The 24,320-nt window shown below is 31.6% G+C and carries 21 protein-coding genes, 2 pseudogenes and 1 riboswitch; of the genes and pseudogenes, 15 read left to right on the top strand and 8 right to left on the bottom strand.

From position 1 onward, the window contains the following. The gene (locus BDW31_RS06390) at positions 1 to 1,092 is read right to left on the bottom strand and encodes a prephenate dehydrogenase (protein WP_053024696.1); all 1,092 of its coding nucleotides are present in this window, start codon (positions 1,090 to 1,092) and stop codon (positions 1 to 3) included. A gap of 152 nt (positions 1,093 to 1,244) precedes the next feature. Between BDW31_RS06390 and BDW31_RS06395 the strand changes: the two genes are divergently transcribed. The 13 genes and pseudogenes from BDW31_RS06395 to BDW31_RS06450 form a co-directional block, all read left to right on the top strand. Further along, positions 1,245 to 2,282 carry a M42 family metallopeptidase gene (locus BDW31_RS06395; protein WP_037551370.1) on the top strand — a complete coding sequence of 346 codons (1,038 nt, stop codon included), beginning with the start codon at positions 1,245 to 1,247 and terminating at the stop codon, positions 2,280 to 2,282. A 503-nt stretch (positions 2,283 to 2,785) separates the two neighbouring features. Then, a complete protein-coding gene (locus BDW31_RS06400; RefSeq protein WP_110709356.1) occupies positions 2,786 to 4,195 on the top strand; it encodes an anthranilate synthase component I in 1,410 nt (469 codons plus the stop codon). Then, positions 4,192 to 4,791: pseudogene (locus BDW31_RS06405) on the top strand (anthranilate synthase component II). The gene BDW31_RS06400 and the pseudogene BDW31_RS06405 overlap by 4 nt, the downstream one beginning before the upstream one ends. Continuing rightward, a complete protein-coding gene (trpD, locus tag BDW31_RS06410) occupies positions 4,766 to 5,782 on the top strand; it encodes an anthranilate phosphoribosyltransferase (protein WP_053024698.1) in 1,017 nt (338 codons plus the stop codon). The pseudogene BDW31_RS06405 and the gene trpD overlap by 26 nt, the downstream one beginning before the upstream one ends. Continuing rightward, a complete protein-coding gene (trpC, locus tag BDW31_RS06415) occupies positions 5,766 to 6,548 on the top strand; it encodes an indole-3-glycerol phosphate synthase TrpC (RefSeq protein WP_037551380.1) in 783 nt (260 codons plus the stop codon). Before trpD ends, trpC begins: the two co-directional genes overlap by 17 nt. Continuing rightward, positions 6,545 to 7,171, top strand: a complete 627-nt coding sequence (locus BDW31_RS06420; protein ID WP_037551382.1) for a phosphoribosylanthranilate isomerase — start codon at positions 6,545 to 6,547, stop codon at positions 7,169 to 7,171. The genes trpC and BDW31_RS06420 overlap by 4 nt, the downstream gene beginning before the upstream one ends. Position 7,172: 1 nt before the next feature. After that, positions 7,173 to 8,384 carry a tryptophan synthase subunit beta gene (gene trpB / locus BDW31_RS06425; protein WP_053024699.1) on the top strand — a complete coding sequence of 404 codons (1,212 nt, stop codon included), beginning with the start codon at positions 7,173 to 7,175 and terminating at the stop codon, positions 8,382 to 8,384. Then, positions 8,377 to 9,108 (top strand): tryptophan synthase subunit alpha, encoded by a 732-nt coding sequence (gene trpA, locus BDW31_RS06430; RefSeq protein WP_053024700.1) that lies wholly within the window; start codon positions 8,377 to 8,379, stop codon positions 9,106 to 9,108. Before trpB ends, trpA begins: the two co-directional genes overlap by 8 nt. A 272-nt stretch (positions 9,109 to 9,380) precedes the next feature. After that, positions 9,381 to 10,634 carry an aminoacyltransferase gene (locus BDW31_RS06435; RefSeq protein WP_053024701.1) on the top strand — a complete coding sequence of 418 codons (1,254 nt, stop codon included), beginning with the start codon at positions 9,381 to 9,383 and terminating at the stop codon, positions 10,632 to 10,634. A gap of 27 nt (positions 10,635 to 10,661) precedes the next feature. Further along, complete coding sequence (locus BDW31_RS06440; RefSeq protein ID WP_110709358.1) at positions 10,662 to 11,921, top strand: aminoacyltransferase; 1,260 nt, start codon at positions 10,662 to 10,664, stop codon at positions 11,919 to 11,921. 853 nt (positions 11,922 to 12,774) lie between these two features. Next, positions 12,775 to 13,017 carry an HAD hydrolase family protein gene (locus BDW31_RS12715; protein WP_226955321.1) on the top strand — a complete coding sequence of 81 codons (243 nt, stop codon included), beginning with the start codon at positions 12,775 to 12,777 and terminating at the stop codon, positions 13,015 to 13,017. Between the two features lie 15 nt (positions 13,018 to 13,032). After that, entirely contained in the window at positions 13,033 to 13,287 is a 255-nt protein-coding gene (locus BDW31_RS12720) for a hypothetical protein (protein WP_226955319.1), read from the top strand. A 129-nt stretch (positions 13,288 to 13,416) separates the two neighbouring features. Continuing rightward, positions 13,417 to 13,686: pseudogene (locus tag BDW31_RS06450) on the top strand (transferrin-binding protein); the annotation flags it as partial. Between the two features lie 95 nt (positions 13,687 to 13,781). Here the strand turns inward: BDW31_RS06450 and BDW31_RS06455 are convergent. Next, complete coding sequence (locus tag BDW31_RS06455; RefSeq protein ID WP_053024703.1) at positions 13,782 to 14,123, bottom strand: hypothetical protein; 342 nt, start codon at positions 14,121 to 14,123, stop codon at positions 13,782 to 13,784. Positions 14,124 to 14,293: 170 nt separating this feature from the next. Here BDW31_RS06455 and pepF point away from each other — a divergent pair, with 170 nt between their 5' ends. Further along, complete coding sequence (gene pepF / locus BDW31_RS06460) at positions 14,294 to 16,105, top strand: oligoendopeptidase F (protein ID WP_053024704.1); 1,812 nt, start codon at positions 14,294 to 14,296, stop codon at positions 16,103 to 16,105. A gap of 114 nt (positions 16,106 to 16,219) precedes the next feature. Here pepF and phoU read toward each other — a convergent pair whose 3' ends face one another. From phoU to cvfB, 6 genes are all read right to left on the bottom strand, one after another. Further along, a complete protein-coding gene (phoU, locus tag BDW31_RS06465; RefSeq protein WP_110709372.1) occupies positions 16,220 to 16,861 on the bottom strand; it encodes a phosphate signaling complex protein PhoU in 642 nt (213 codons plus the stop codon). Between the two features lie 12 nt (positions 16,862 to 16,873). After that, positions 16,874 to 17,749, bottom strand: a complete 876-nt coding sequence (gene pstB / locus BDW31_RS06470; protein WP_037551394.1) for a phosphate ABC transporter ATP-binding protein PstB — start codon at positions 17,747 to 17,749, stop codon at positions 16,874 to 16,876. A gap of 110 nt (positions 17,750 to 17,859) precedes the next feature. Beyond that, positions 17,860 to 18,780, bottom strand: a complete 921-nt coding sequence (gene pstA / locus BDW31_RS06475) for a phosphate ABC transporter permease PstA (protein ID WP_053024705.1) — start codon at positions 18,778 to 18,780, stop codon at positions 17,860 to 17,862. Between the two features lies 1 nt (position 18,781). Then, positions 18,782 to 19,708 (bottom strand): phosphate ABC transporter permease subunit PstC, encoded by a 927-nt coding sequence (gene pstC / locus BDW31_RS06480; RefSeq protein ID WP_053024706.1) that lies wholly within the window; start codon positions 19,706 to 19,708, stop codon positions 18,782 to 18,784. A 185-nt stretch (positions 19,709 to 19,893) separates the two neighbouring features. Further along, positions 19,894 to 20,844, bottom strand: coding sequence for a PstS family phosphate ABC transporter substrate-binding protein (locus tag BDW31_RS06485; protein ID WP_053024707.1), 951 nt, complete (start codon positions 20,842 to 20,844; stop codon positions 19,894 to 19,896). Between the two features lie 369 nt (positions 20,845 to 21,213). Continuing rightward, the gene (gene cvfB, locus BDW31_RS06490; protein ID WP_053024708.1) at positions 21,214 to 22,113 is read right to left on the bottom strand and encodes an RNA-binding virulence regulatory protein CvfB; all 900 of its coding nucleotides are present in this window, start codon (positions 22,111 to 22,113) and stop codon (positions 21,214 to 21,216) included. A gap of 153 nt (positions 22,114 to 22,266) precedes the next feature. Here cvfB and BDW31_RS06495 point away from each other — a divergent pair, with 153 nt between their 5' ends. Beyond that, positions 22,267 to 23,871, top strand: a complete 1,605-nt coding sequence (locus BDW31_RS06495) for an ABC-F family ATP-binding cassette domain-containing protein (protein WP_037551403.1) — start codon at positions 22,267 to 22,269, stop codon at positions 23,869 to 23,871. A 195-nt stretch (positions 23,872 to 24,066) separates the two neighbouring features. Beyond that, positions 24,067 to 24,243: riboswitch (Lysine riboswitch) on the top strand. Positions 24,244 to 24,320: the final 77 nt, after the last annotated feature.

The following is a 24,320-nucleotide window of genomic DNA, read 5'->3' on the forward strand; positions in this document are numbered from 1 at the left end:
TTATAGAATGTATGTTTCAAAATCACTGAGCGCCTTAATACCTCGTTCACGATCTTCAGGAGTTTTAAAGCTGATTTGCAAAGCACCTAAAATATCTTCACGAATTTCAAGGATTTTTAAGTTACTTATAGAAATATTATGTAAACTCAAAATAGAAGTTACTTTGCTAATCATACCTGATTTATCTGGAATATCTACATAGAGATCATACGCAATACTTAGTGCACCTTGTTGTTTAACGGGAAGTTGATCCCTAAACTTTTTAGCACCTGAAAAGAAATTATGTACTTCGTCAGTATCATTTAAACGAATATGGGATGAAATTGAATCTAACTGTTGTTGCAACATTTCTAATAGGTGTAATATATTTTCTTGATTACTAAACGTAATATCTCTCCACATATCTGCGTTACTACTAGCTATACGTGTGACATCTCTAAAGCCACCAGCTGCTAATTGTGTTACTAGAGTATGATTCTTTGAGTTTGTTTCACTCAAATGAACTAAGCTTGAAGCGATGATATGTGGAATATGACTCACAACTCCAGTAACATAATCATGCTCTTGTGCCGATGTTGTTATAAATTTTGCAGATGTAGTTGATAACAATGTTTGTAGCTTTTTAGTCGGTTCAGCATTACGTGCATCATCATAAACGAGAATGTAATAAGCATTTTCGAATAAATGCTTTTTTGAATTAAGAACACCAGATTTATGACTTCCAGCCATAGGGTGGCCACCTACAAGATGAATGCTGTTATTTAAGAGAAACTTTTCATAGCTTTGAATATTAGATTTAGTGCTACCAGTATCAGTTACAATTAAATGAGGTTGTGTTTGATAATTAGGTAATTCTTTTAAGTATAATTCAGTTTGTTGTACTGGGGTAGCGTAAATGATGATATCTGCATTTTTTACGCCTTCACTATAGTCTTCAATTTTTTTATCAATTATTCCTATTGATAATGCTTTTTCAAGTTGATCTTTATCAGCGTCGAATGCTGATATTGTTAGATTAGGTTGATAATATTTTAAATTACTTGCTAAACTGCCACCAATCAAACCGAGTCCTATAAATAAAATATTTTTCATGATGAATCACCTTATTTCAAAATTTTCAGAATATGTACATTGTAAGGTAGAGTGTGCAGATAAACAATAGTAAAATGAATGAATTAATAGTGATAGTTCTATAAATACGATAAAATGTTATCAATAATCATTTTAAAAAAGGGGAGATAATGATGACGCAAAAAGTATTGAAAACAATAAAAGAACTTACAGAAATTAATAGCCCATCTGGTAATGCTACGGAAGCAATTAATTATGTTAAGAACAAAGTTGAAGCGTTAGGTTATGATACTAAGACAACCAATAAAGGTGCCTTAATTATCGAAGTACAAGGTGAAAATGATGAACGACAAAGATGCATTACTGCCCATGTAGATACACTAGGCGCGATGGTTAAAGAAATTAAAGAAAATGGTCGATTATCTATTAGTTTAATAGGTGGATTTACATATAACGCGATTGAAGGAGAGTATTGTGAGATACAAACTGATTCAGGACAAGTATATACAGGAACGATTTGTTTGCATGAAACAAGTGTCCATGTTTACAGAAATAATCATGAAATACCTAGAGATGGCGAACATATGGAAATTCGTATCGATGAAAAAACAACGTCTGATCAAGAGACAATAGATTTAGGGATTCAAGTGGGAGATTTTGTAAGTTTTGATCCCAGAACTGAAATTACATCATCAGGATTTATTAAATCAAGACACTTAGATGATAAAGCAAGTGTAGCAATGATACTAGAACTGCTTGAGAAACTTAAACAAGAAGAAACGCAATTACCACATACGACTCAGTTTTATATTTCTAATAACGAAGAAATAGGTTATGGTGCAAATGCATCAATATCCGATAAGATAGTAGAGTTTATTGCATTTGATATGGGAGCGCTAGGCGATGGTCAAACCTCAGATGAATATACTGTATCGATTTGTGCTAAAGATGGATCAGGTCCTTATCATAGAGAATTAAAATCACATTTAATAAATTTATGTAAAATTAATGACATACCTTATAAAGTTGATATTTATCCTTATTATAGCTCTGATGCATCAGCAGCACTAAAAGCAGGTGCAGACATTCGTCATGGTTTATTTGGTGCTGGTATAGAATCATCTCACGCGCTTGAAAGAACTCATATTGAGTCTATTGATGCAACTCAAAATCTTTTATACGCATATTGTTTATCGCCAATAAATTTATAATTGATTGTTGACAAATAAAATAGAGTTTTGTATTATACTGAATTATAAGAAATATCAGACAACTCTACGAATGAAGTAGATAATATGATTTGTAGCAAATAGAAAGCCAATGGGTGATGTAAATTGGCACAACATATTAATCGAATTGGGTCTAGAATTTTAAATTTTAATAAAGTATGAGTGAACAAAGTATTGTTAACTAAGGTGGCACCACGGTAACGCGTCCTTATAGAGTAAAGCGCGTATGCTGTGGTGTTTTTATGTACAATTAAATAGGCATAAATGAAGTAGTGGTGAGTAAGGTAGTGACAGAAAGTTGATGGTAGATGCAAATCAACACCCCTTATCATGAATTTGGGTTTATGTTGAAAGACAAATCAATAAGACTGAGTGAACGCTTAATATTTCGATTATTCGGAATATTTCGTTAATTAAGGTGGTACCGCGCGTCAGCGTCCTTTAAATAAGGAGGCTGACGTTTTTTTAGTGAAAGGGATGAGAAAATGGAATTTTATTATGAAGTATTAAAAGCTCACATAACGCCTGAAGCTTTAGGACAGTTGAATGAACATAAAATTATATTTGAAAGCACAAGTCAACAACAATTAAAAGGCAGATACTCTATCGTAGCATTCGATTATTATGGCACCGTCAAATTAAATGATGATGAATTAATTATTAAGACTTTGAAAGAAGATAAAGTTATAACTACTGAGCCATATAATTATTTAAAAACATTCATCAATCAATTTGATTGTGTCATAAATGATGAAAAATTAAAGCAACTGCCATTTATTTCTGGCTTTATGGGAACATGTGGTTTTGATTTAGTGCGACATGAATTTCCAATTTTAAAACGAGTAGCTATTAAGAGTATGAAAACAATATCAGATGTGTCTTTCTACATGATAGAGGATGTATTTGTATTTGATCATTACAAGGATGAATTATACGTGATTGCTTCTAATCAATTTTCAAAAGCAAGTAATGCAGAATTAAAATTAAGAGTGAAGCATAGAATTCAAGCATTGTCTCAAATTAAAGTTTACCAAGAGAATAATAAAATGGTGCCTAAGAGATCAGAGATAAAAGTAAATATTTCTGATAAACAATTTATCGATATTGTTACTCAAATGAAACAATGGATTACTGAGGGAGATATGTTTCAAGTTGTGCCCTCTAGAATATATAGCTACCAACATCATTTCGGAAAAAATAAAAACCAATTGAGTTATCAGCTTTATCAAAATTTAAAACGTAAGAACCCTAGTCCATATATGTATTACATGAACATGGAAAATGAGATTTTAGTTGGAAGTTCACCAGAAAGCTTTGTAGCAGTGCATAACGGCGAAGTAATAACTAATCCAATTGCAGGAACGATTAGACGTGGCACTACCTCAGAGGTAGATGAACGCAATGCACACCGATTAATTACAGATGAGAAAGAAATAAGCGAACATAGTATGCTTGTGGATTTAGGTAGAAATGATATTCATAGAGTAAGTATTACGGGGACATCTGAAATATCAAAACTAATGGTGATTGAAAGATATGAACATGTCATGCATATCGTTAGTGAAGTAAAAGGAAAAATTAGAAAAGATATATCTCCAATGACTACTATAGCAAGTCTTTTACCAACTGGGACAGTATCGGGAGCACCTAAACTAAGAGCTATTCAACGCATATATGAATCCTATAAATATAAAAGAGGCGTATATAGCGGTGGCGTTGGTTATATCAATTGTAATCAAAATTTAGATTTTGCATTGGCAATACGAACCATGTTGATTGATGACGACACTGTTAATGTCGAGGCAGGCTGTGGTGTTGTGTACGATTCTATACCTGAAAAGGAACTTGAAGAAACACGACTTAAAGCAAAAAGCTTATTGGAGGTAACACCATGATATTAATTATAGATAATTACGATTCGTTTACGTATAACTTGGTTGATATAGTTAGTTAAATTGATGAAGTGATTATTAAATATCCAGATGATAAAGATGTATTGAACTATTTAGAGAAAATTGATGGGGTAATCATTTCTCCGGGTCCTGGTCATCCTTTAGATGGCGATGAATTGGTAAAAATTATCGATAAATATCATACTTTACCAATTTTAGGTATTTGTTTAGGTGCTCAAGCATTAACGTGCTACTACGGTGGCAAAGTTATTCAAGGAGAGAAAGTCATGCATGGAAAGGTAGATACACTTGAAGTTAAAAACGAGTCAGAACTCTATTTGACGATACCACACCAATTCAAAATTATGAGATATCATTCACTTGTAAGTGAGATAAAATCTTTTCCTAAGAATTTAATCATTACGGGGAGTACATCAGATTCAATACAATCCTTCGAGGACAAACAACATCTTCATTTCGGTATACAATATCATCCAGAATCATTTGCTACTGAGTTTGGTTCACAAATTATTAACAACTTCATTCGTATTGTAAAAGAAAGGGTGAATTTGAGTGGGATTACTAAAACAATTGGATAATGACATAACTTTAACGCAATCAGAGACAACACAATTCATAACCTATCTAACTAATCCTGAAATTGATGTGGAAGACAAGGTCGACTTATTAACGCGATTTACGAAAAAGGAAATTAAACAACAAGAATTAACCTATGTCGTCAATAGTTTAATTCAAACCATGTATCCTAATCAACCAACATATGAAGGAAGTATGTGTGTATGCGGTACAGGAGGGGATAAGTCAAACAGTTTCAATATTTCTACAACAGTGTCTTTTGTAGTAGCAAGTGCTGGTATTCCAGTCATTAAACACGGAAATAGAAGTATAACATCCCATTCAGGAAGTACTGATTTGTTAAGTCAATTGGGAATAAAGACGACAAAAGTTTCAGAAGTCCCATTACAAATTGAAGAACAGGGATTGGCATTTATTAGTGCAATGGAATCTTATCCAATAATGAAATATATCCAACCTGTTAGAAAAATGATTTCTATACCGACCATTTTTAATATAGTTGGGCCACTTATCAATCCATTTAAATTGACCTATCAAGTGTTAGGAGTGTACGACCCAAGTCGATTGTACATGATAGCACAAACATTGAAAGATTTAGGGCGACGGAGAGCAATAGTGTTACATGGAGCAAATGGTATGGATGAGGCTACGCTTTCAGGAGACAATGAAATTTATGAATTAAATGAAAATGGAGACATAACGCATTATTTTGTAAATGCTAAAGATTATGGTTTAAAGATTGCAAGTAATCAGGATTTACAAGGAGGCAGTCCAAGAGAAAACAAAATGATTACATTAGATATTTTAAGTGGAGATGATAAAACTTGTAGAAGAGATGTTGTTTTGTTAAATACTGCACTTGCGTTATATGTTTCTGAAAAAGTAAATACGATAGCATCTGGAATAAGTTTAGCTACGTTCTTAATTGATAGTGGTAGAGCGATGGAACAATTTATGAGGATGAGAGGTGATATCTGTGACGATATTAAGTGAAATAGTGGATTATAAAGAGCAATTATTAAAAGACGGCTATTATCATGATAAATTACAAAATTTGAAAGAGGTTAAACATAAAAATAAATCACGATTAAAGGATGCTTTAATTAATAATGACAATTTAACATTAATTGCTGAAATCAAATCGAAGAGTCCATCTGTAAAAGCTTTTCAACAAACGAATATAATTAAACAAGTAATTGATTATGAACGTTATGGAGCAAATGCTATCTCCGTATTAACAGACGAACGTTATTTCGGTGGTAGCTTTGAAAGATTACAGCAAATATCAGAAAAAACACAATTACCTGTTTTATGTAAAGATTTCATCATTGATCCGCTTCAAATTGATGTTGCACAAAAAGCAGGTGCTTCAATTATTTTACTCATTGTAAATATACTTACCGATGAAAAGTTACGACAACTCTATCAATATGCAAGTTCTAAAGGACTAGAAGTGTTAGTAGAGGTACATGATGGTATTGAATTACAACGTGCCTATCAATTAAATCCACAAATCATTGGGGTAAACAATCGTGATTTAAAATCATTCAACACCGATGTTAAACATACTAATCAAATACTTAAGTGTAAGAAAGAGAACTATTTATATATATCTGAAAGTGGAATTCATTCACAACAAGAGGTTAAGCAAATAGTAAAAAGTGGGATCGATGGCTTATTAGTTGGTGGAGCCTTAATGAATTGTAATGAGTTAGAACATTTTATACCCTTACTCAAATTAAAAAAGGTGAAACAATGATTTTAAAATTTTGCGGTATAAAAACTAAAGTAGAAGCATTAAGCATTCGACCACTCAATATAAACATGGTGGGATTTATACACTATCCCAAAAGTAAACGACATTTGGATATTGAACAAATAAATAAACTATCTAGATTGTTGCCAGACGAAATAGATAGAGTAGTCGTATTAGTCAATCCAACATTGAAATTAATAAAGAAAATTATTAATGTTACTAATATTAATGCTATCCAACTCCATGGTGAAGAGACGATTGATTTTATCAAACAATTCCGTTTAAATTTTAAGAATATTAAGATAATTAAAGCTTTACCAGCTACTCAAAATATAATAAATGATATCGATCAATTCAAAGAGCATGTTGACTTATTTATTATAGATACGCCATCAGAGCAATATGGTGGGACTGGACAATCTTTTGATTGGACATTGCTTAAGGGATTAGATCAATCTATACCGTTTTTAATTGCTGGAGGTATTGACGTTGATAAGATAAAACAAATTGAAACAATGAAGTTGAATCACTTAGGTTATGACATTTCAAGCGGCATTGAAACGGATGGTATGAAAGACAAAAATAAAATGTTAACTGTGATACAACAAGTGAAGGGAGAATCATAATATGTATAATATACAAACTGAAGCAGATGAATTAGGTTTTTTCGGAGAATATGGTGGGAAATATGTTCCAGAGACATTAATGCCAGCAATTATTGAATTAAAACAAGCGTATAACAAGGCTAAACAAGATCAATCATTTCAAGATGAATTAACTTATTATTTGAAAGAATATGTAGGTAGAGAAACCCCATTGACTTATGCAAAATCATTTAGTGAAGCGTTGGGTGGAGCTCAAATATATTTAAAACGTGAGGATTTGAATCATACCGGCGCACATAAAATTAATAATGCGATAGGGCAAGCTTTATTAGCAAAACGTATGGGCAAAAATAAACTAGTTGCTGAAACGGGCGCGGGTCAGCATGGTGTAGCAAGTGCCACAGTAGCTGCGTTATTTGATATGGAATTAATCGTATTTATGGGAAGAGAAGATATCAAACGTCAACAGCTTAATGTATTTCGTATGGAATTATTAGGAGCTAAAGTTGAAGCAGTGGATGAAGGTCAAGGAACACTTTCTAATGCGGTAAACAAGGCATTACAGTATTGGGTAAGTCATGTTGCAGATACACACTATTTACTAGGTTCGGCATTAGGACCTGATCCTTTTCCAACGATGGTCAGAGATTTTCAAAGTGTTATAGGTCAAGAAATTAAAGAACAATTACTTCAAAAAACTGGTCGATTACCAGATGCAGTTGTTGCATGTATAGGTGGAGGGTCTAATGCAATAGGGACTTTTTATCCTTTTATTAAAGATAAGGTCAAATTATATGGTGTAGAGGCTGCAGGACAAGGGATTGATACTGCTAAGCACGCACTTGCAATTGGAAAAGGACGTCCGGGCGTACTTCATGGTTCAAAAATGTACTTAATTCAAGATGAATATGGACAAGTAGAATTAGCACACTCTATATCTGCAGGTTTAGATTATCCAGGTATAGGTCCTGAACATTCATATTATCACGATATTGGACGTGTGCAATATAAACATGTCACTGATACAGAAGCAATGGAGGTGCTCATCCGGTTCAGCAAAATGGAAGGAATCATACCTGCCATTGAAAGTGCACATGCACTTAGTTATGTTGAAAAGATAGCACCTAAAATGAATAAAGATGAAATTTTAGTAGTTACTATTTCAGGTCGCGGTGACAAGGATATGGAAACAATTAGACACTATATGCAAACAAGAGGTGAATCACATGACTAAATTATTTATTCCATACATTATGGGAAATAAGTCATTTATTAAAAATATGAAAATCTTAGATGAGAATGGTGCTGATATAATAGAAATTGGTATACCATTCTCTGACCCAGTAGCTGATGGTCCCATAATAATGGAAGCAGGCAACCGAGCTATCAAGCAAGGCGTGACAATTAATTACATTTTTAATGAATTATCCAAAAATAAAGATGAAATTAATTGCAAATATGTACTAATGACTTATTTCAATATCATTGTTTCTTATGGAGAAGAAGCTTTTTTTAAAGAATGTGAAAAAGTAGGTGTTTACGGCGTAATTATTCCGGATTTGCCTAACGAATTAACTCAAAAATTAAAGCATAAAATATCCAAATTTGATGTTAAAGTAATATCTCTCATATCAATGACTGCAAATGATGACCGTATAAAAGAAATCGTTAAGCATGCTGAAGGGTTTATATACACTGTAACTATGAATGCAACAACAGGCAAAAATGGAACGTTTCATCCTCAATTAAAAGATAAACTAAAACATCTAAAAGCACATACGGATATACCTGTAGTTGCAGGTTTTGGCATCAGAACTAAAGAACATATAAAGGATTTAGCTACTTTTGCTGACGGCGTAGTCATTGGTAGTGAAATTGTAAAACGCTTTTGTCAAGATAATAACGAGGATACGATTCACTATTTGAAACAAGTAAGAGAAACGCTAGATACACTTTAGGTATAAGATGTACCTTGGTGGATATGTAATTTATAAAGGAAGTTCACTTGAGATTAAGACAATGTTTGATGTCTTAATCTCTATTTATTTATTTTGCAAAATATTTCAAACTAATAAATGGTTTGTATTTTAGTTTTGTTAATATCTATTGTATACTTAATGAAACTGGATAAATAAATTTTTGGTTGAAGATAAAGATATTATTGAAAATTATAATTTAAATTTTGAACTAAAAAGTAGATAAAGATTCTTTGAAGTAGGAGCAATAAATAATGAAGTTTACAAATTTAACAGCTGCAGAGTTTGGCAATTATACAGATAAGATGCCATATAGTCATTTCACACAAATGACTGAAAACTATGAGATGAAAGTTGCAAATAAAACAGAAACTCACTTAGTTGGTATAAAAAATAAAGATAATGAGGTCATTGCAGCCTGCATGTTGACAGCAGTACCAGTCATGAGATTTTTCAAGTACTTTTATTCTAACCGAGGACCTGTAATTGATTATGATAATAGAGAGCTTGTTCACTTTTTCTTTAATGAGTTAACAAAGTATTTAAAACAGCATAATTGTCTTTATGTTCGAGTTGACCCTTATTTACCATACCAATACTTAAATCATAATGGTGAAATTACAGGTAATGCTGGTAATGATTGGTTCTTTGATAAGATGAAGCATCTCGGATTTGAACATGAAGGCTTTAATAAAGGTTTTGATCCGATTAAACAAATTCGATATCATTCTGTTTTAGATTTAAAAAATAAAACATCTAAAGATATATTAAATGGAATGGATAGCCTACGTAAACGTAATACTAAAAAAGTTCAAAAAAATGGTGTGAAAGTTAAGTTCTTATCAGAAGGAGAACTTCCAATCTTCCGTTCATTTATGGAAGATACAACCGAAACGAAACAATTCCAAGATAGAGATGATAGTTTCTATTATAATCGCTATAGACATTTCAAAGATCGCGTGCTTGTACCACTAGCTTATATTAAGTTTGATGAGTACATCGAAGAATTACAAAATGAACGTGAAACTTTAAATAAAGATGTTAATAAAGCTTTAAAAGATATTGAAAAACGACCAGACAATAAAAAGGCATTTAATAAAAAAGAAAATCTTGAAAAACAATTAGATGCCAATCAACAAAAATTAGACGAGGCTAAAAAATTACAAGCCAAACATGGTAATGAATTACCAATTTCAGCAGGTTTCTTCTTTATTAATCCATTTGAAGTTGTTTATTATGCAGGTGGAACTTCTAATAAATATAGACATTTTGCAGGCAGTTATGCTGTTCAATGGACAATGATTAACTATGCAATTGATCATGGTATTGATAGATACAATTTCTATGGTATTAGCGGTGATTTCAGTGAAGACGCTGAAGATGTTGGAGTCATTAAATTTAAAAAAGGTTTCAATGCAGACGTAATTGAGTATGTTGGAGACTTTGTGAAACCTATTAACAAACCTATGTATTCAGTGTATAAGACACTCAAAAAGATTAAAAAATAGATTTAATTAAGAGGGGAATAGACGAATATGAAATTTACAGAGTTAACAGTTAAAGAATTCGAAAACTTTGTACAAAACCCATCATTAGAAAGCCATTACTTCCAAATGAAAGAGAATATTCAAACACGTGAAAATGATGGCTTTGAAGTAGTGTTACTAGGTGTAAAAGATGAAAGCAATAAAGTACTAGCTGCTAGTCTTTTCTCTAAAATTCCGACCATGGGAAGCTATGTATATTACTCAAATCGAGGCCCAGTAATGGACTATTCTGATTTAGGCTTAGTTGATTTTTATTTACGTGAATTAGAAAAGTATTTACATCAACACCAATGCTTATACGTTAAAATTGATCCATATTGGATTTATCAAATTTATGATAAAGATATTAATCCACTTGAAGATAGAGAGAAAAATGATGCTGTAGTTAATTTATTTAAATCACATGGATATGAACACCATGGATTCACTACTGAATATGACACATCAAGTCAAGCAAGATGGATGGGTGTTAGCTTTCTAAAAGGGGAAACACCTGCATCATTAAGAAAACAATTTGATAGCCAACGTAAAAGAAATATTAATAAAGCGATAAACTACGGGGTAAAAGTAAGATTCCTTGGTAGAGATGAGTTTCATATATTCTTAGATTTATACCGTGAAACAGAAGCAAGAACAGGTTTCGTATCAAAAACAGACGAATATTTCTATAACTTCTTTGATACTTATGGAGATAAAGTGCTTGTTCCACTTGCATATATTGATTTAGATGAATACATAAAATCATTGCAAGACGCTTTAAATGATAAAGAAAACCGTCGTGATCAAATGATGGCAAAAGAAAATAAAAATGATAAACAACTTAGAAAAATTGCAGAATTAGATAAGCAAATTGAACACGATAAAAAAGAACTCTTACAAGCAAGCGAATTACGTCAGACAGATGGCCAAATCTTGAATTTGGCATCAGGAATTTTCTTTGCAAATTCATATGAAGTGAATTACTTCTCTGGAGGTTCATCTGAAAAATATAATAATTATATGGGACCATATATGGTGCATTGGCATATGATGAACTATTGCTTCGAACATGGATATGATCGATATAATTTTTATGGTTTATCTGGTGATTTTACAGAGAACAGTGAAGATTATGGTGTTTATCGCTTTAAAAGAGGATTTAATGTTTACATTGAAGAGCTAATCGGAGACTTCTATAAACCTATAAACAAGGTTAAATATTGGTTGTTTAATACACTTAATACAATTCGCAAAAAAGTAAAAAAATAAATTGATGTTATTAAAGGCTGTGACATGGTGGATGTCACAGCCTTTTTTTATCGCAACTCGTGATAGAGACAAGTTACAATACAGTGTAGGTAAATTCTAAGTTGATTTTCATGTTGCCCCCTACAATTTAATATTACCACACGTCTGATTTTTAGCAATAATATTACAAAATAAATTTATTTTGTTAAATTTAAAATATTTACATTATTATTCTTTAGCAAATTTAGTTAAGACTAACAATTTATATAAATAGATACCAAGATTAATACGAAAAAGTTACGATTCATTCAAATGTAATAACTAAACCTAATATCTAAAATTGAGATTATTACATTTACTTAAGTCTATATAATAAGAGTTCTTGATGACTCGCTTTATGTAGATGATATTAATAATTGTTGTAGTACTTAAATTAGTTAACAATTAGATTTGGCAAAGATTAAACACATTATTATAGGATTAATATCTCTAAACGTATAGACATATATATAACCATGTGTATTTATGAGTTTTAAATTAATTAACTTAGGATGAACAAATTATTTAAGCTAAATATTGTAAGATAACAATCAATCATACGTAACAATAATAAAACATGTTCAGAAATCGTCCTGACAGCGTATTAATTTAAAGGTTTTATGTAGATAATTATTTGTGCTTCATTTTAGTTTACATAATATATATTATAGGAAGTTATCCATAGTAACTCAGGGGACCTATCTTACTACCTACTATGTCTGATTCTATATATACATTTACTATCTATTCAGCAGCAATAATTCATTTAAATATCTGGCTATATATAGTTATTTATGCTTAACTCTAAATATACTAATATATAAAGGAGTTAAATATGAATATCGTGTTGGATATTGATGGAACAATTTGCTTTGATGGTCGTCAAATTGACTGTAAAATTACCGACCAACTTTTTAGTTTACATAATATAGGACATAAAATTATTTTTGCTTCAGCTAGACCAATTCGTGATTTATTACCTGTACTACCTAATAAATTTCATAAATTTGTACTTATTGATGGTAATGGTTCCATTATCTCAATTAATGGTCGTATAAAGACACTTGCAACTATTTAGTCTGAATCATTTAATGTGATAAAATATGTCATTAATCAATATAACTTGAATCACATTGTTGATGATGATTGGAATTATGCAGCACGTGTTGATGCTACAAATACAATTTATAAACGCCTAGATCCTCAACTATTAGCACAAAAATTAACTATTAATGAGATTACTTCACCTATTAAGACGATTTTATTGAACATAGATGAAAAAGACTTTGACGAAGTTGTAACATATCTAGCTATCAATGCACCTAGTCTTCAGTTGGTTATTTTGTAAATAATAAATGAATGGATGCATCTATTTTAAAAAATAATAAAAATATCCGTTGTATTTATGCAAATACGGAAGCGCTATGTTTATCTTTAAATGAATTAAGCAAAGATTACTAAAATAGCTACATTTATAATGAAAGCCAGTTCTGCTGGAAATTCTATTACTTATGAGTATTTAAACAAAGTAAACCCAGATAAACTATTTGTAATTGATCGTATTCAAAAAGTAAATGATAAGTCGTTACCTTCTACATTAAATAACGACCTTATAAAAAATTTAAAAGCTATTAAGAACAAACAAGTATATCAATTTGAATCTAAGGCATGATATTTTTCTGAGGGTGGAATTGAAACTACCATTGAGCAATTAGACAAAATTGAAAAAGCTTTTAAAAATAATTAGTGAAATGCTTTTAATCCCCTCACTTTAGAATAGAAAAAAGCGTTTGAAACATTTTAACATGCAAGTATGCATATACGTTTCAAATGCTTTTTTTATTATCTTCTACGACGACGGATTGTTTCGTCATCATCTTCATATTTACGAATTTCTTTTTCTAGTTGTTTCTTTTTACGTTCACGACGCCAATTTCTTGTGAAATACCATAATAAAAAGCTGATAATTAAACTGATAATGGCTAGAAAAGCAGCATATCCTAGTAATGGTTGAAATGAGATGGCATAAAAATTAGGAATAAAAAATGCTAAAACAGCTAACGCAACAAATGTAATTACTGCGGATACAAACCATTTCTTAAGTACTAAAGCACAGAAGACAGTTAAAATTATCATTGCAACTATTGTAATCCATAAATAGTTCGGCATATCAAAAATAGTCATGTATATCTCCTATCATAATAAAAATCTTTCTTTTAAATATTATATAATAATATGTAATTAAATTATACCCCTTTGTCTATAAGCATAACTCGGCCTTGAGGCTTAATAATGAGTTTGAAAATGATATTGTGTATAATGATTGTGAAATGATTTTTAAGGGAGTGGAATTTATGACGTCAGGTTTACCATTTAGAAAAGATGTTCCAGAACTAGAAAAATGGAATTTAAATGATTTGTTTGATAGTGATAAACAATTTTATGACGCTTTAGATAACGTACTAAATCAAGCGAAGTCATTTAATCAACAATATAAAGGGAAAATTTCAGATGCTAAGATGATAAAAAAAGTATTATCAGAATTTGAAAATATTCTTATTCAACTTGATCGTCTTGGTAATTATGCGGAACTAAGACTAAGCGTTGATACTGCTAATACTGATGCACAAACATTAAGCGCAAAGTTATCGACAAATTATGGTAAGATTTCAAGTCAGTTATCCTTTGTAGAATCTGAAATATTAATGTTACCTGAAGAAATTATTAAAGAAGCAATAGAAGAATCTGATGTGTCTCACTACTTAGAGAAATTAATTGAAAGTAGGCCATATCAATTGTCACCTGAAGTGGAACAAGTAATGGCGAGTTTATCGCCTACTTTTCAAAGTGCATATGAATTATATGGCACAACGAAAATGCTTGATATTGCCTTTGAATCATTTGAACATAACAATGTGACATACCCTGTGGATTACGCAACATTTGAAAATGAATACGAGGATAATGCTGATCCAGAATTTAGACAAAAAAGTTTTAAAAGCTTTAGTGATGCTCTGAAAAAATATCAACATACTACTGCTGCGACTTACAATCAACATGTGCAACAAGAAAAAATTGAGGCTGACTTAAGAGGATACGATTCTGTCATAGACTATTTATTACATGATCAAGAAGTTACACGAGAAATGTATGACAGACAAATCGACGTAATTATGAGTGATTTAGCACCTGTAATGCAAAAATATGCTAAATTATTACAACGTATACACGGTTTAAATAAAATGCGCTTTGAGGATTTAAAGGTTTCTGTTGATCCAAGCTATGAACCTGAAATATCAATCGAAGATTCTAAACAATATATTCATGGTGCTTTAAATGTACTGGGCGAAGATTATATACAAATGATTGAGCAAGCATATAGTGATCGTTGGATAGATTTTGCACAAAATAAAGGAAAAGACACAGGTGCTTACTGTGCTAGCCCTTATTATACACATTCATATGTATTTATTTCATGGACTGGAAAGATGACTGAAACGTTTGTACTAGCACACGAATTGGGACATGCAGGTCATTTTACATTGGCACAACAACATCAAAATTTATTAGATTCTGAAGCTTCAATGTACTTTGTAGAAGCACCATCTACCATGAATGAAATGTTAATGGCAAATTATCTATTCAGTAACAGTAAAGATCCTAAATTTAAACGTTGGGTAATTGGATCTATTTTATCACGCACATATTATCATAATATGGTAACTCACTTGTTAGAAGCTGCTTACCAACGTGAAGTATATCGCAAAGTTGATAATGGTGAGTCACTTACAGCACCCGTGCTTAATAAGATTATGAGAGACGTTTATGAACAATTCTTTGGCGATGCTGTTGAATTAACAGATGGAACTGAATTAACATGGATGCGTCAACCACATTACTATATGGGATTATACCCTTACACTTATTCTGCTGGTTTAACAATTGGTACGGTCGTTTCACAAAAAATTAAACAAGAAGGACAACCAGCTGTAGATGCATGGCTTGAAACTTTAAAAGCAGGTGGAAGTCAATCTCCTATTGAATTAGCAAAAATTGCAGGAGTTGATATTACTACTGATGCACCACTTAAAGCTACTATTAAATATATCTCTGATTTAGTTAATGAAGCGGAACAATTAACAGATGAAATTGAGCAACAAGACTAATTAAACTATGTATATATATTTTGATTAATAGTAAAACCCTGATAATAACTGATTTAATCAGTCTTATCAGGGTTTAATTGTTTGATTTTGGGTTATTTAGGATTTGATACTATATTATTTTTCATAATGTTCACCAGTATAGAAATAATAAACGCTCTCTGCAATATTTCTAACATGGTCTCCAACTCTTTCAAGATTTCGTGCAGCTAAATGTGCTTGGCCAGCTACAAAAGGATCATTATCTATTAAATATGTTGTGTTAACTATATTTGCATAAAGATCATCAATATCTTTATCACGCTCAATAATTTCTTTAATTAACGTTATATCCTCTTGTTTCGTAGCTGTATTAAGATCTTGCAACATTAGCATTGCTAATTTCCCCATCGTTTTTAATCGAGTCAATACATAGTGATCTGTAATCTTTACTCGGAGACGAATATGCGCTATATGTGCTGCGTTATCTCCCATGCGTTCAAAGTCTGTGGAAATTTTTAAAGCTGCCATCATCATTCTTAAATCTGTAGCAATAGGTTGTTGCTTTGTAATTAACATAATAACTTTTTCATTAATATCATAATCTAAGTTATTGATTATTTTATCATTCTCAATGACTTGTCTTGCGAAACTTTTATCCTCTTCACTTAACGACACTAATGCATGTTCGAGATTAAAATAAACACGAAGACCAAGGTGACGAATATCCTTAATTAATTCACCTAATTGACCTTCGTATTTATGTCTAATAATGGTCATCATTATAGAATATTAACCAAAACGTCCTGAGATGTAGTCTTCTGTTTGTTTATCAGAAGGATTAGAGAAGATTTTATCAGTGTCGTCGTATTCGTTAACATAACCATTAAGGAAGAATGCAGTTTTATCAGATACACGTGCAGCTTGTTGCATGTTGTGTGTAACCATAATAATAGAGTAATTTTCTTTTAATTCTTGAACAAGTTCTTCAACTCTTAATGTAGAGATTGGGTCTAAAGCTGATGTAGGCTCGTCCATTAAAATAACATCTGGTTCAATAGCTAAACATCTAGCAATACAAACACGTTGTTGTTGCCCACCAGATAAACCGTAAGCGTTTGTGTGTAATCTATCTTTTAATTCATCCCAAATTGCCGCGCCACGTAATGATTTTTCTACGATTTCATCTAATAATTTTTTATCTTTAATACCGTGAGTTTTAGGACCATAAGTGATGTTATCGTAAATTGATTTTGGGAATGGGTTTGGTTGTTGGAATACCATACCTACATTTGTTCTTAATTTTTCTTTAGAATAGTTTTCATCGAAAATATTTTGGTCACGGTATAGAATTTTACCAGCAGTTTTTACTGAAGGTACTAATTCTACCATACGATTTAATGTTTTAATATAAGTTGATTTACCACAACCAGATGGTCCAATAATAGCAGTTACATTATTTTCTAAAATATCTAAATTAATGTTTTGTAGCGCATGTGTATCTCCGTACCATAAATCTAAGTTTTGTGTTGAATAAACTACTTTTTTATTGCTATCCGATTCTTTATTGTGTTTAACTTCATTTGATGAAACTACTGTTGAAATTGATTCTTGAGATTGATCAGTATGTTTTGCTAACTCTTTATCTTTAACATTTGTATTTGCCATAATTAAAACTCCTTTATATCTGTAAGATTGAAACGATAGTTATGCTCTATTAAAAACATGATATTATCGTTTCAACCTTCACTCCCTAAATTATGTTGTATTTGATTGGATTAATATTTTCTAGAGAACTTGTTACGTAAGAAAATGGCTACTGCGTTCATTAGTAATAAGATTACAAGTAATATAATAATTGCTGCTGATGCAACATTTTGGAATTCAGCTTGAGGCATTTTAGCCCAAGTGTAAATTTGAGTTGGTAATGCTGTGAACATAGACATAATGCTTGTTGGTGTTGCTAATAGAATAGTTGGTATACCAATTAAGATTAATGGTGCTGTTTCTCCTAATGCGCGTGATAGTGATAAGATGAATCCAGTCAAAATACCAGGTAAAGCAGCCGGTAATACGACACGACGAATAGTTTGCCATTTATTTGCACCTAAGCCATAAGAAGCTTCGCGAACAGAATTAGGAACTGCTCTGATTGCCTCCTGACTTGATACGATAATAATCGGTAGAATTAACAATGACATTGTTAAAGCGGCAGCAATAACGCTATTTCCTAATGCTAATGCTTGAATACCGCCACCACGAACGAATAATGTTAATCCAAGTAAACCGAATACGATAGAAGGTACACCAGCTAAGTTAGAAATACTAATTTTAACGAAACTAGTAAAGAAATTGTCTTTAGCGTATTCTTCTAAATAAATCGCTGTACCTACACCAAGAACGATAGAGATTGGAATAATACTTATCATTAACCAAATTGTTCCTGCTAACGCACCTTTAATACCTGCTTGTGAAGGTGTAGAAGAAGAGAAATTTGTAAAGAAATCTGGTGTAAGATAGCCAACACCTTTAACAAATGTTTGTATCAATAATGCTGCAAGTACTAATAAAGCTATTACAATACATGTAAAGAATAACCATTTATTTAATTTATTTGTTTTATCACGACTTGAGATATTTTTTTCTACTTTGTTTTGGTCAATTAGTGTTTTAGCTTTAGGATTTGTAGTAGCTGTCATATTAATACTCCTCTCTGAAGCGTTTCGAAATCCAATAAGAAATTAAGTTCATTATCAATGTGAAAATAAATAATGTGAAACCTACTGCATAAATACTGTAGTACATATCAGAACCGAATGTAGCATCTCCAGTTGCAACTTCAACAATATAACCAGTCATAGTTTGAATTGAATTCGTTAAGTTTAATGAAGCTGTTGGTGAACTACCTGCAGCTAATGAAACAATCATAGTTTCACCGATCGCTCTTGAAATACCTAATACGATTGAAGCTACAACACCTGAAGCTGCGGCTGGTAATACTACTTTAGTAGCAACTTCAAATTTTGTTGAACCTAAACCATAAGCACCCTCACGAATTTTGTTTGGAACAGATGCTATTGCATCTTCACTCATACTTGTAATTACTGGAACAATCATGATACCTACTACAATTCCTGGACTGACAGAGTTGAAACTATCAAGTGCTGGAATTATTGTTCTTAATACAGGTGTTACAAAAGTTAAAGCAAAGAAACCAAATACAATTGTTGGAATACCTGCTAAAATTTCAAGAATTGGTTTAATAATACGTCTTGCTTTGTCACTTGCGTATTCACTTAAGTAAATTGCAGCACCTAATCCAATTGGAACTGCGACGATAGTTGCAATTACTGTAATTTTCAACGTACCAATAACTAAAGCCCAAATACCATATTTAGGATCAGAACCAGTTGGGTTCCAGTCTTTAGTGAATAAAAATTCAACAATAGATACGCGTGTGAAGAATGTTATTGTCTCAGTTATCAAAGTGAAAAGAATACCAATTGTAGTTAAAATTGAGATTGCAGCTATAATTCCTAAAATAATAGGTACGATTTTATCACTGAAACCGCCCTTTTTAGCGTTATTTTTAGCTATCAAGTCTCTAACATTAGTTTCCGATGCCATATATAACCCTCTCTTTTTCTCCCAATAAATTTAAAAAAGCGCTAGAAATTATCAGGTAAACAATGAGTTCAAATTAACCTAAAACATTTTAACAATCACCCATATATTCGAGAACAAGGTAGCAGAGTTGCTACCTTGTAATACCCCTTGAATAATTCCCAGCCCTTTGATATTAATAATGATTATTATTTATCTGATTTTTTATCGTATTTTTTTAATTCTTTAAGTTCATCTTTGTAAGTTTTTTCTGGAGAAGCTACATAACCAGCATCTTCAGCAGATTTACCTTTGTCTTCTAATGTGAATTTGATGAATTCTTTCATAACATCATTATCTTTTAATGATTTTTCTTTAACATATAAGAATAATGGTCTACTTAAAGCATATGAACCGTCTTTGATTGTTTTCTTAGTTGGTTCAGTTGTTTTACCTTTATCGTCTTTGATTTTAACTTCTTTTAATTTATCTTTGTTTTGTTCGTAGAAGTTATAACCGAAGTAACCGATACCCTCTTTGTTTTTCTCTACTGATTGAACAATTACGTTAGTGTCTCCGTTTTTCTCTGCTTTGATATCTTCTTTATTCATTACTTCTTCTTCAAAGAAATCATAAGTACCGTGACTTGAGTTTGGAGAGAAAGCTTTGATTTTTTTGTCAGGCCAGCTAGAGTTTACATCTTTCCAAGTTTTAGCTTCGCCGTTGTAGATTTTTTTTAATTGATCTTTAGATAATTCTTTAACAAAGTCGTTGTCTTTGTTAATTGCAACAGTTACACCATCTTGTGCAATTTTGAATTCTTTATATTTAATGTCTTTGTCTTCTAATTTTTGTTTTTCTTCATCTTTAATAGGTCTAGAAGCTTGTGAGAAATCAGTTTCGCCAGCGATGAATTTTTCAAAACCAGCACCAGTACCTGCTTGACCAGATGAAATAGTAGCGTTTGGATGATCTTTAGCCCATTTTTCGTTTAATTTCTCAACGATAGGAGCTACTGTTGATGAACCTTCACCTTTTGCTTCACCTTTAAGGTCTTTGCCATCTCCAGAACCACTTCCACTGCTATCTCCACCACCACATGCGCCTAATAATACTGAAGCGCCTAAAACAGTTGTACCAACTAATTGCCATTTTTTCATTAAAATATCCTCCTAATAGATAACCCAAAATGTTATATGTATTTCTTACAATGTTTATGATACATACTTTTTGTTAATATAAAATAGTTTAAATGTAAAGGTTTTGTTAAGATTGCAGGAAAATCAATATTTTTCATAAAAATTATCTATAAAAAAGACGGGAGTGATACAGAATTCATAATGAAATGCTGTATCACTCCCGTAAAGGTGACTGAAAGCGTAAAATATATTGTTAGTGTTGTATTTTACTTTGAATAAGTAATATGATTTTAAATTAATTTTTGACTTAATATTATTTAATTTTTAACGTTATTATTTTGTACTATTTAAACAACTATTTTAATAGAAGGAAAATGTTGATATTTATGATTATTTATCTTCTACTCGACTCCAACCCTTTTTGGTTAAAGAGATCTTGCCTGTTTCAATATTAATAATTTTATGTTTGTATAAATGACCTATTGCGCGTTTAAAAGAGCCTTTACTCATATTGAACACCTCTTTAATTGCTTCTGGGCTTGATTTATCCCAAAAAGGTAATTCACCTTCATATTCTACTAATAAATCGAATATTACTTGACCATCATCATCAAGACGTTCATGAGCTAAAGGTAAAAATGAACCATTGAGTTCCCCTTTGTTATTATGACCAATAACACGTACTTCTACTTCTTCACCTAATCGGGGTTCTTCTTTACGCTCTGATTCATGCACAAAGATTTTATAGCCTTCCTTCGATAATAAGAAACTACCAATTCTTAATAGTCGATATGGTCTAGCTTTAATCAGTTCATTCTGTTTTTCATCATCATATACAGGTGTAAACATTTTTTCTACAATTGTTTCACTAGCAAGACGAGCAAACATTTGATTTTCTCTATCTATACGTAATGTTACTAATACATAATCTCCAGTTTGTGGCCATAGTGATTTTACTTTTGGTAAATCTTCCCATGGGATTAGCACTTCTCTTGATAAACCTACATCTACACGTGCACCATCTCGGTCTGTTTTTAACACTTTTGCAAAATCATATTTATCTTTTGTAATGTCAGGCATGTTTTGAGTAGCAAATAATTCGCCTGAGCGATTTGGATATATGAAGAAACTATATTCTTCACCTGTTTCTAATTCATCTTCATCATTGATTTCTGATTGATTTAATTTTACTTGTTCACCATTAGGACCTTTTAAAAGGTATGTAGAACCTTCTAAGCCAATGACTTCTAAAAATTCAATTGAACCAACAATATCTTTATCTAATGCCATAATATTCTCCTTCGAGGGTTTGTATTCTTCATTATTATAACATGCATACTAAAAACTATCATTCACGTGTTTAGTTTTGCATTAGGTCGAAACTATATAAAGAATATGATATAATTTTTCCGTTAGATAAACGATAAATAAAGGAGTAAATGCATGCTACAAGTAACTGATGTAAGTTTACGTTTTGGCGATCGTAAATTATTTGAAGATGTAAATATTAAGTTTACTGAAGGAAATTGTTATGGGCTTATCGGTGCTAATGGTGCTGGTAAATCAACGTTTTTAAAAATTTTATCAGGAGAAATTGATTCTCAAACAGGGCATGTTTCAATGGGTAAAGATGAACGTTTAGCTGTTTTGAAACAAGATCACTTCGCCTATGAAGAAGAACGTGTATTAGATGTTGTTATCAAAGGACACGAACACTTATATGAAGTCATGAAAGAAAAAGATGAAATTTATATGAAACCTGATTTCAGTGATGAGGATGGTATACGTGCCGCTGAACTAGAAGGTGAATTCGCCGAAATGAATGGTTGGAACGCAGAGGCTGACGCTGCTTCTTTACTTTCAGGTTTAGGCATATCTGCTGATTTACATGATAAGCAAATGTCAGAATTGGAAAATAATCAAAAAGTGAAAGTCTTATTAGCTCAAAGTTTATTTGGTGAGCCTGATGTACTTTTACTTGATGAGCCTACCAATGGTTTAGATATTCCTGCCATTAGTTGGTTAGAGGATTTCTTAATTAACTTCGATAATACTGTCATCGTGGTATCTCATGACCGTCACTTTTTAAACAATGTATGTACACATATTGCTGATTTAGATTTCGGTAAGATTAAATTATATGTAGGTAACTATGATTTCTGGTATCAATCTAGTCAATTAGCTCAAAAAATGGCTCAAGAACAAAATAAGAAAAAAGAAGAAAAAATTAAAGAGTTACAAGACTTTATTGCACGTTTCTCAGCTAATGCCTCTAAATCTAAACAGGCAACAAGTCGTAAGAAACAATTAGAAAAAATTGAATTAGATGATATACAACCATCTTCAAGACGTTATCCATATGTTAAATTCACACCAGAACGTGAAATCGGTAATGATTTATTAACTGTTCAAGGACTTTCTAAAACAATTGATGGTGAAAAAGTACTTGATAACATTTCATTCACTATGAATCCTAATGATAAAGCAATTTTGATTGGAGATAGTGAAATTGCAAAAACTACATTATTGAAAATTTTAGCTGGTGAAATGGAGCCTGATGAAGGTACATTTAAATGGGGTGTAACGACTTCATTAAGTTACTTCCCTAAAGATAACTCAGAGTTCTTTGAAGGCGTAGACATGAATTTAGTAGATTGGTTACGTCAATATGCACCTGAAGATGAACAAACAGAAACTTTCTTACGTGGTTTCTTAGGACGAATGTTATTTAGTGGTGAAGAAGTTAAAAAGAAAGCTAGTGTACTTTCTGGTGGTGAAAAAGTTCGCTGTATGTTAAGTAAAATGATGCTATCAAGTGCCAATGTTTTACTATTAGACGAACCTACTAACCATCTTGACTTAGAAAGTATTACAGCAGTAAATGATGGATTAGCTTCTTTCAAAGGATCTATCATCTTTACATCTTATGACTTTGAATTTATCAATACTATTGCAAATCGTGTGATTGATCTAAATCAATCAGGTGGTTTATCTAAAGAAGTTCCTTATGAAGAATATTTACAAGAGATTGGCGTATTACAAAAATAATCTATAAGTACATACGCACTTCCCTATTACTAAATTGGGGAGTGCGTATTTTACTATCTTTTTACCCATTTCATAAACCTTTGCTTACATATGGTAAAAGTACTTTCTAATTTTTCAGTCTATTTCAAAAAATCACAATTATCGGTTTACAGACACAATTGCCATATGTATAATATAAAACATAGCAATTGAATAGGAAATTGATGAGGCGCATCAATCATCAGTATATATTAGATAAACTGTCTGCAACAGCTAATATAGAAAGGGTGCGATGCCGAAATGAATCATAATCGCAGCTATGATTTGTTGGACTTTGTGGTTAAGAGCTGAAAGTTTGTCATTATTATTTAATAATGGAGTGCATCACTTGTATATAAATCACGAACAAGTTCGCACTTCCGAACTTGTTCTTTTTTATAGCGTGTGCCTCCCTATATTTTAGGAGGTAA

It is taken from the genome of Staphylococcus sp. AtHG25 (assembly GCF_003217445.1).
Taxonomy (GTDB): domain Bacteria; phylum Bacillota; class Bacilli; order Staphylococcales; family Staphylococcaceae; genus Staphylococcus; species Staphylococcus haemolyticus.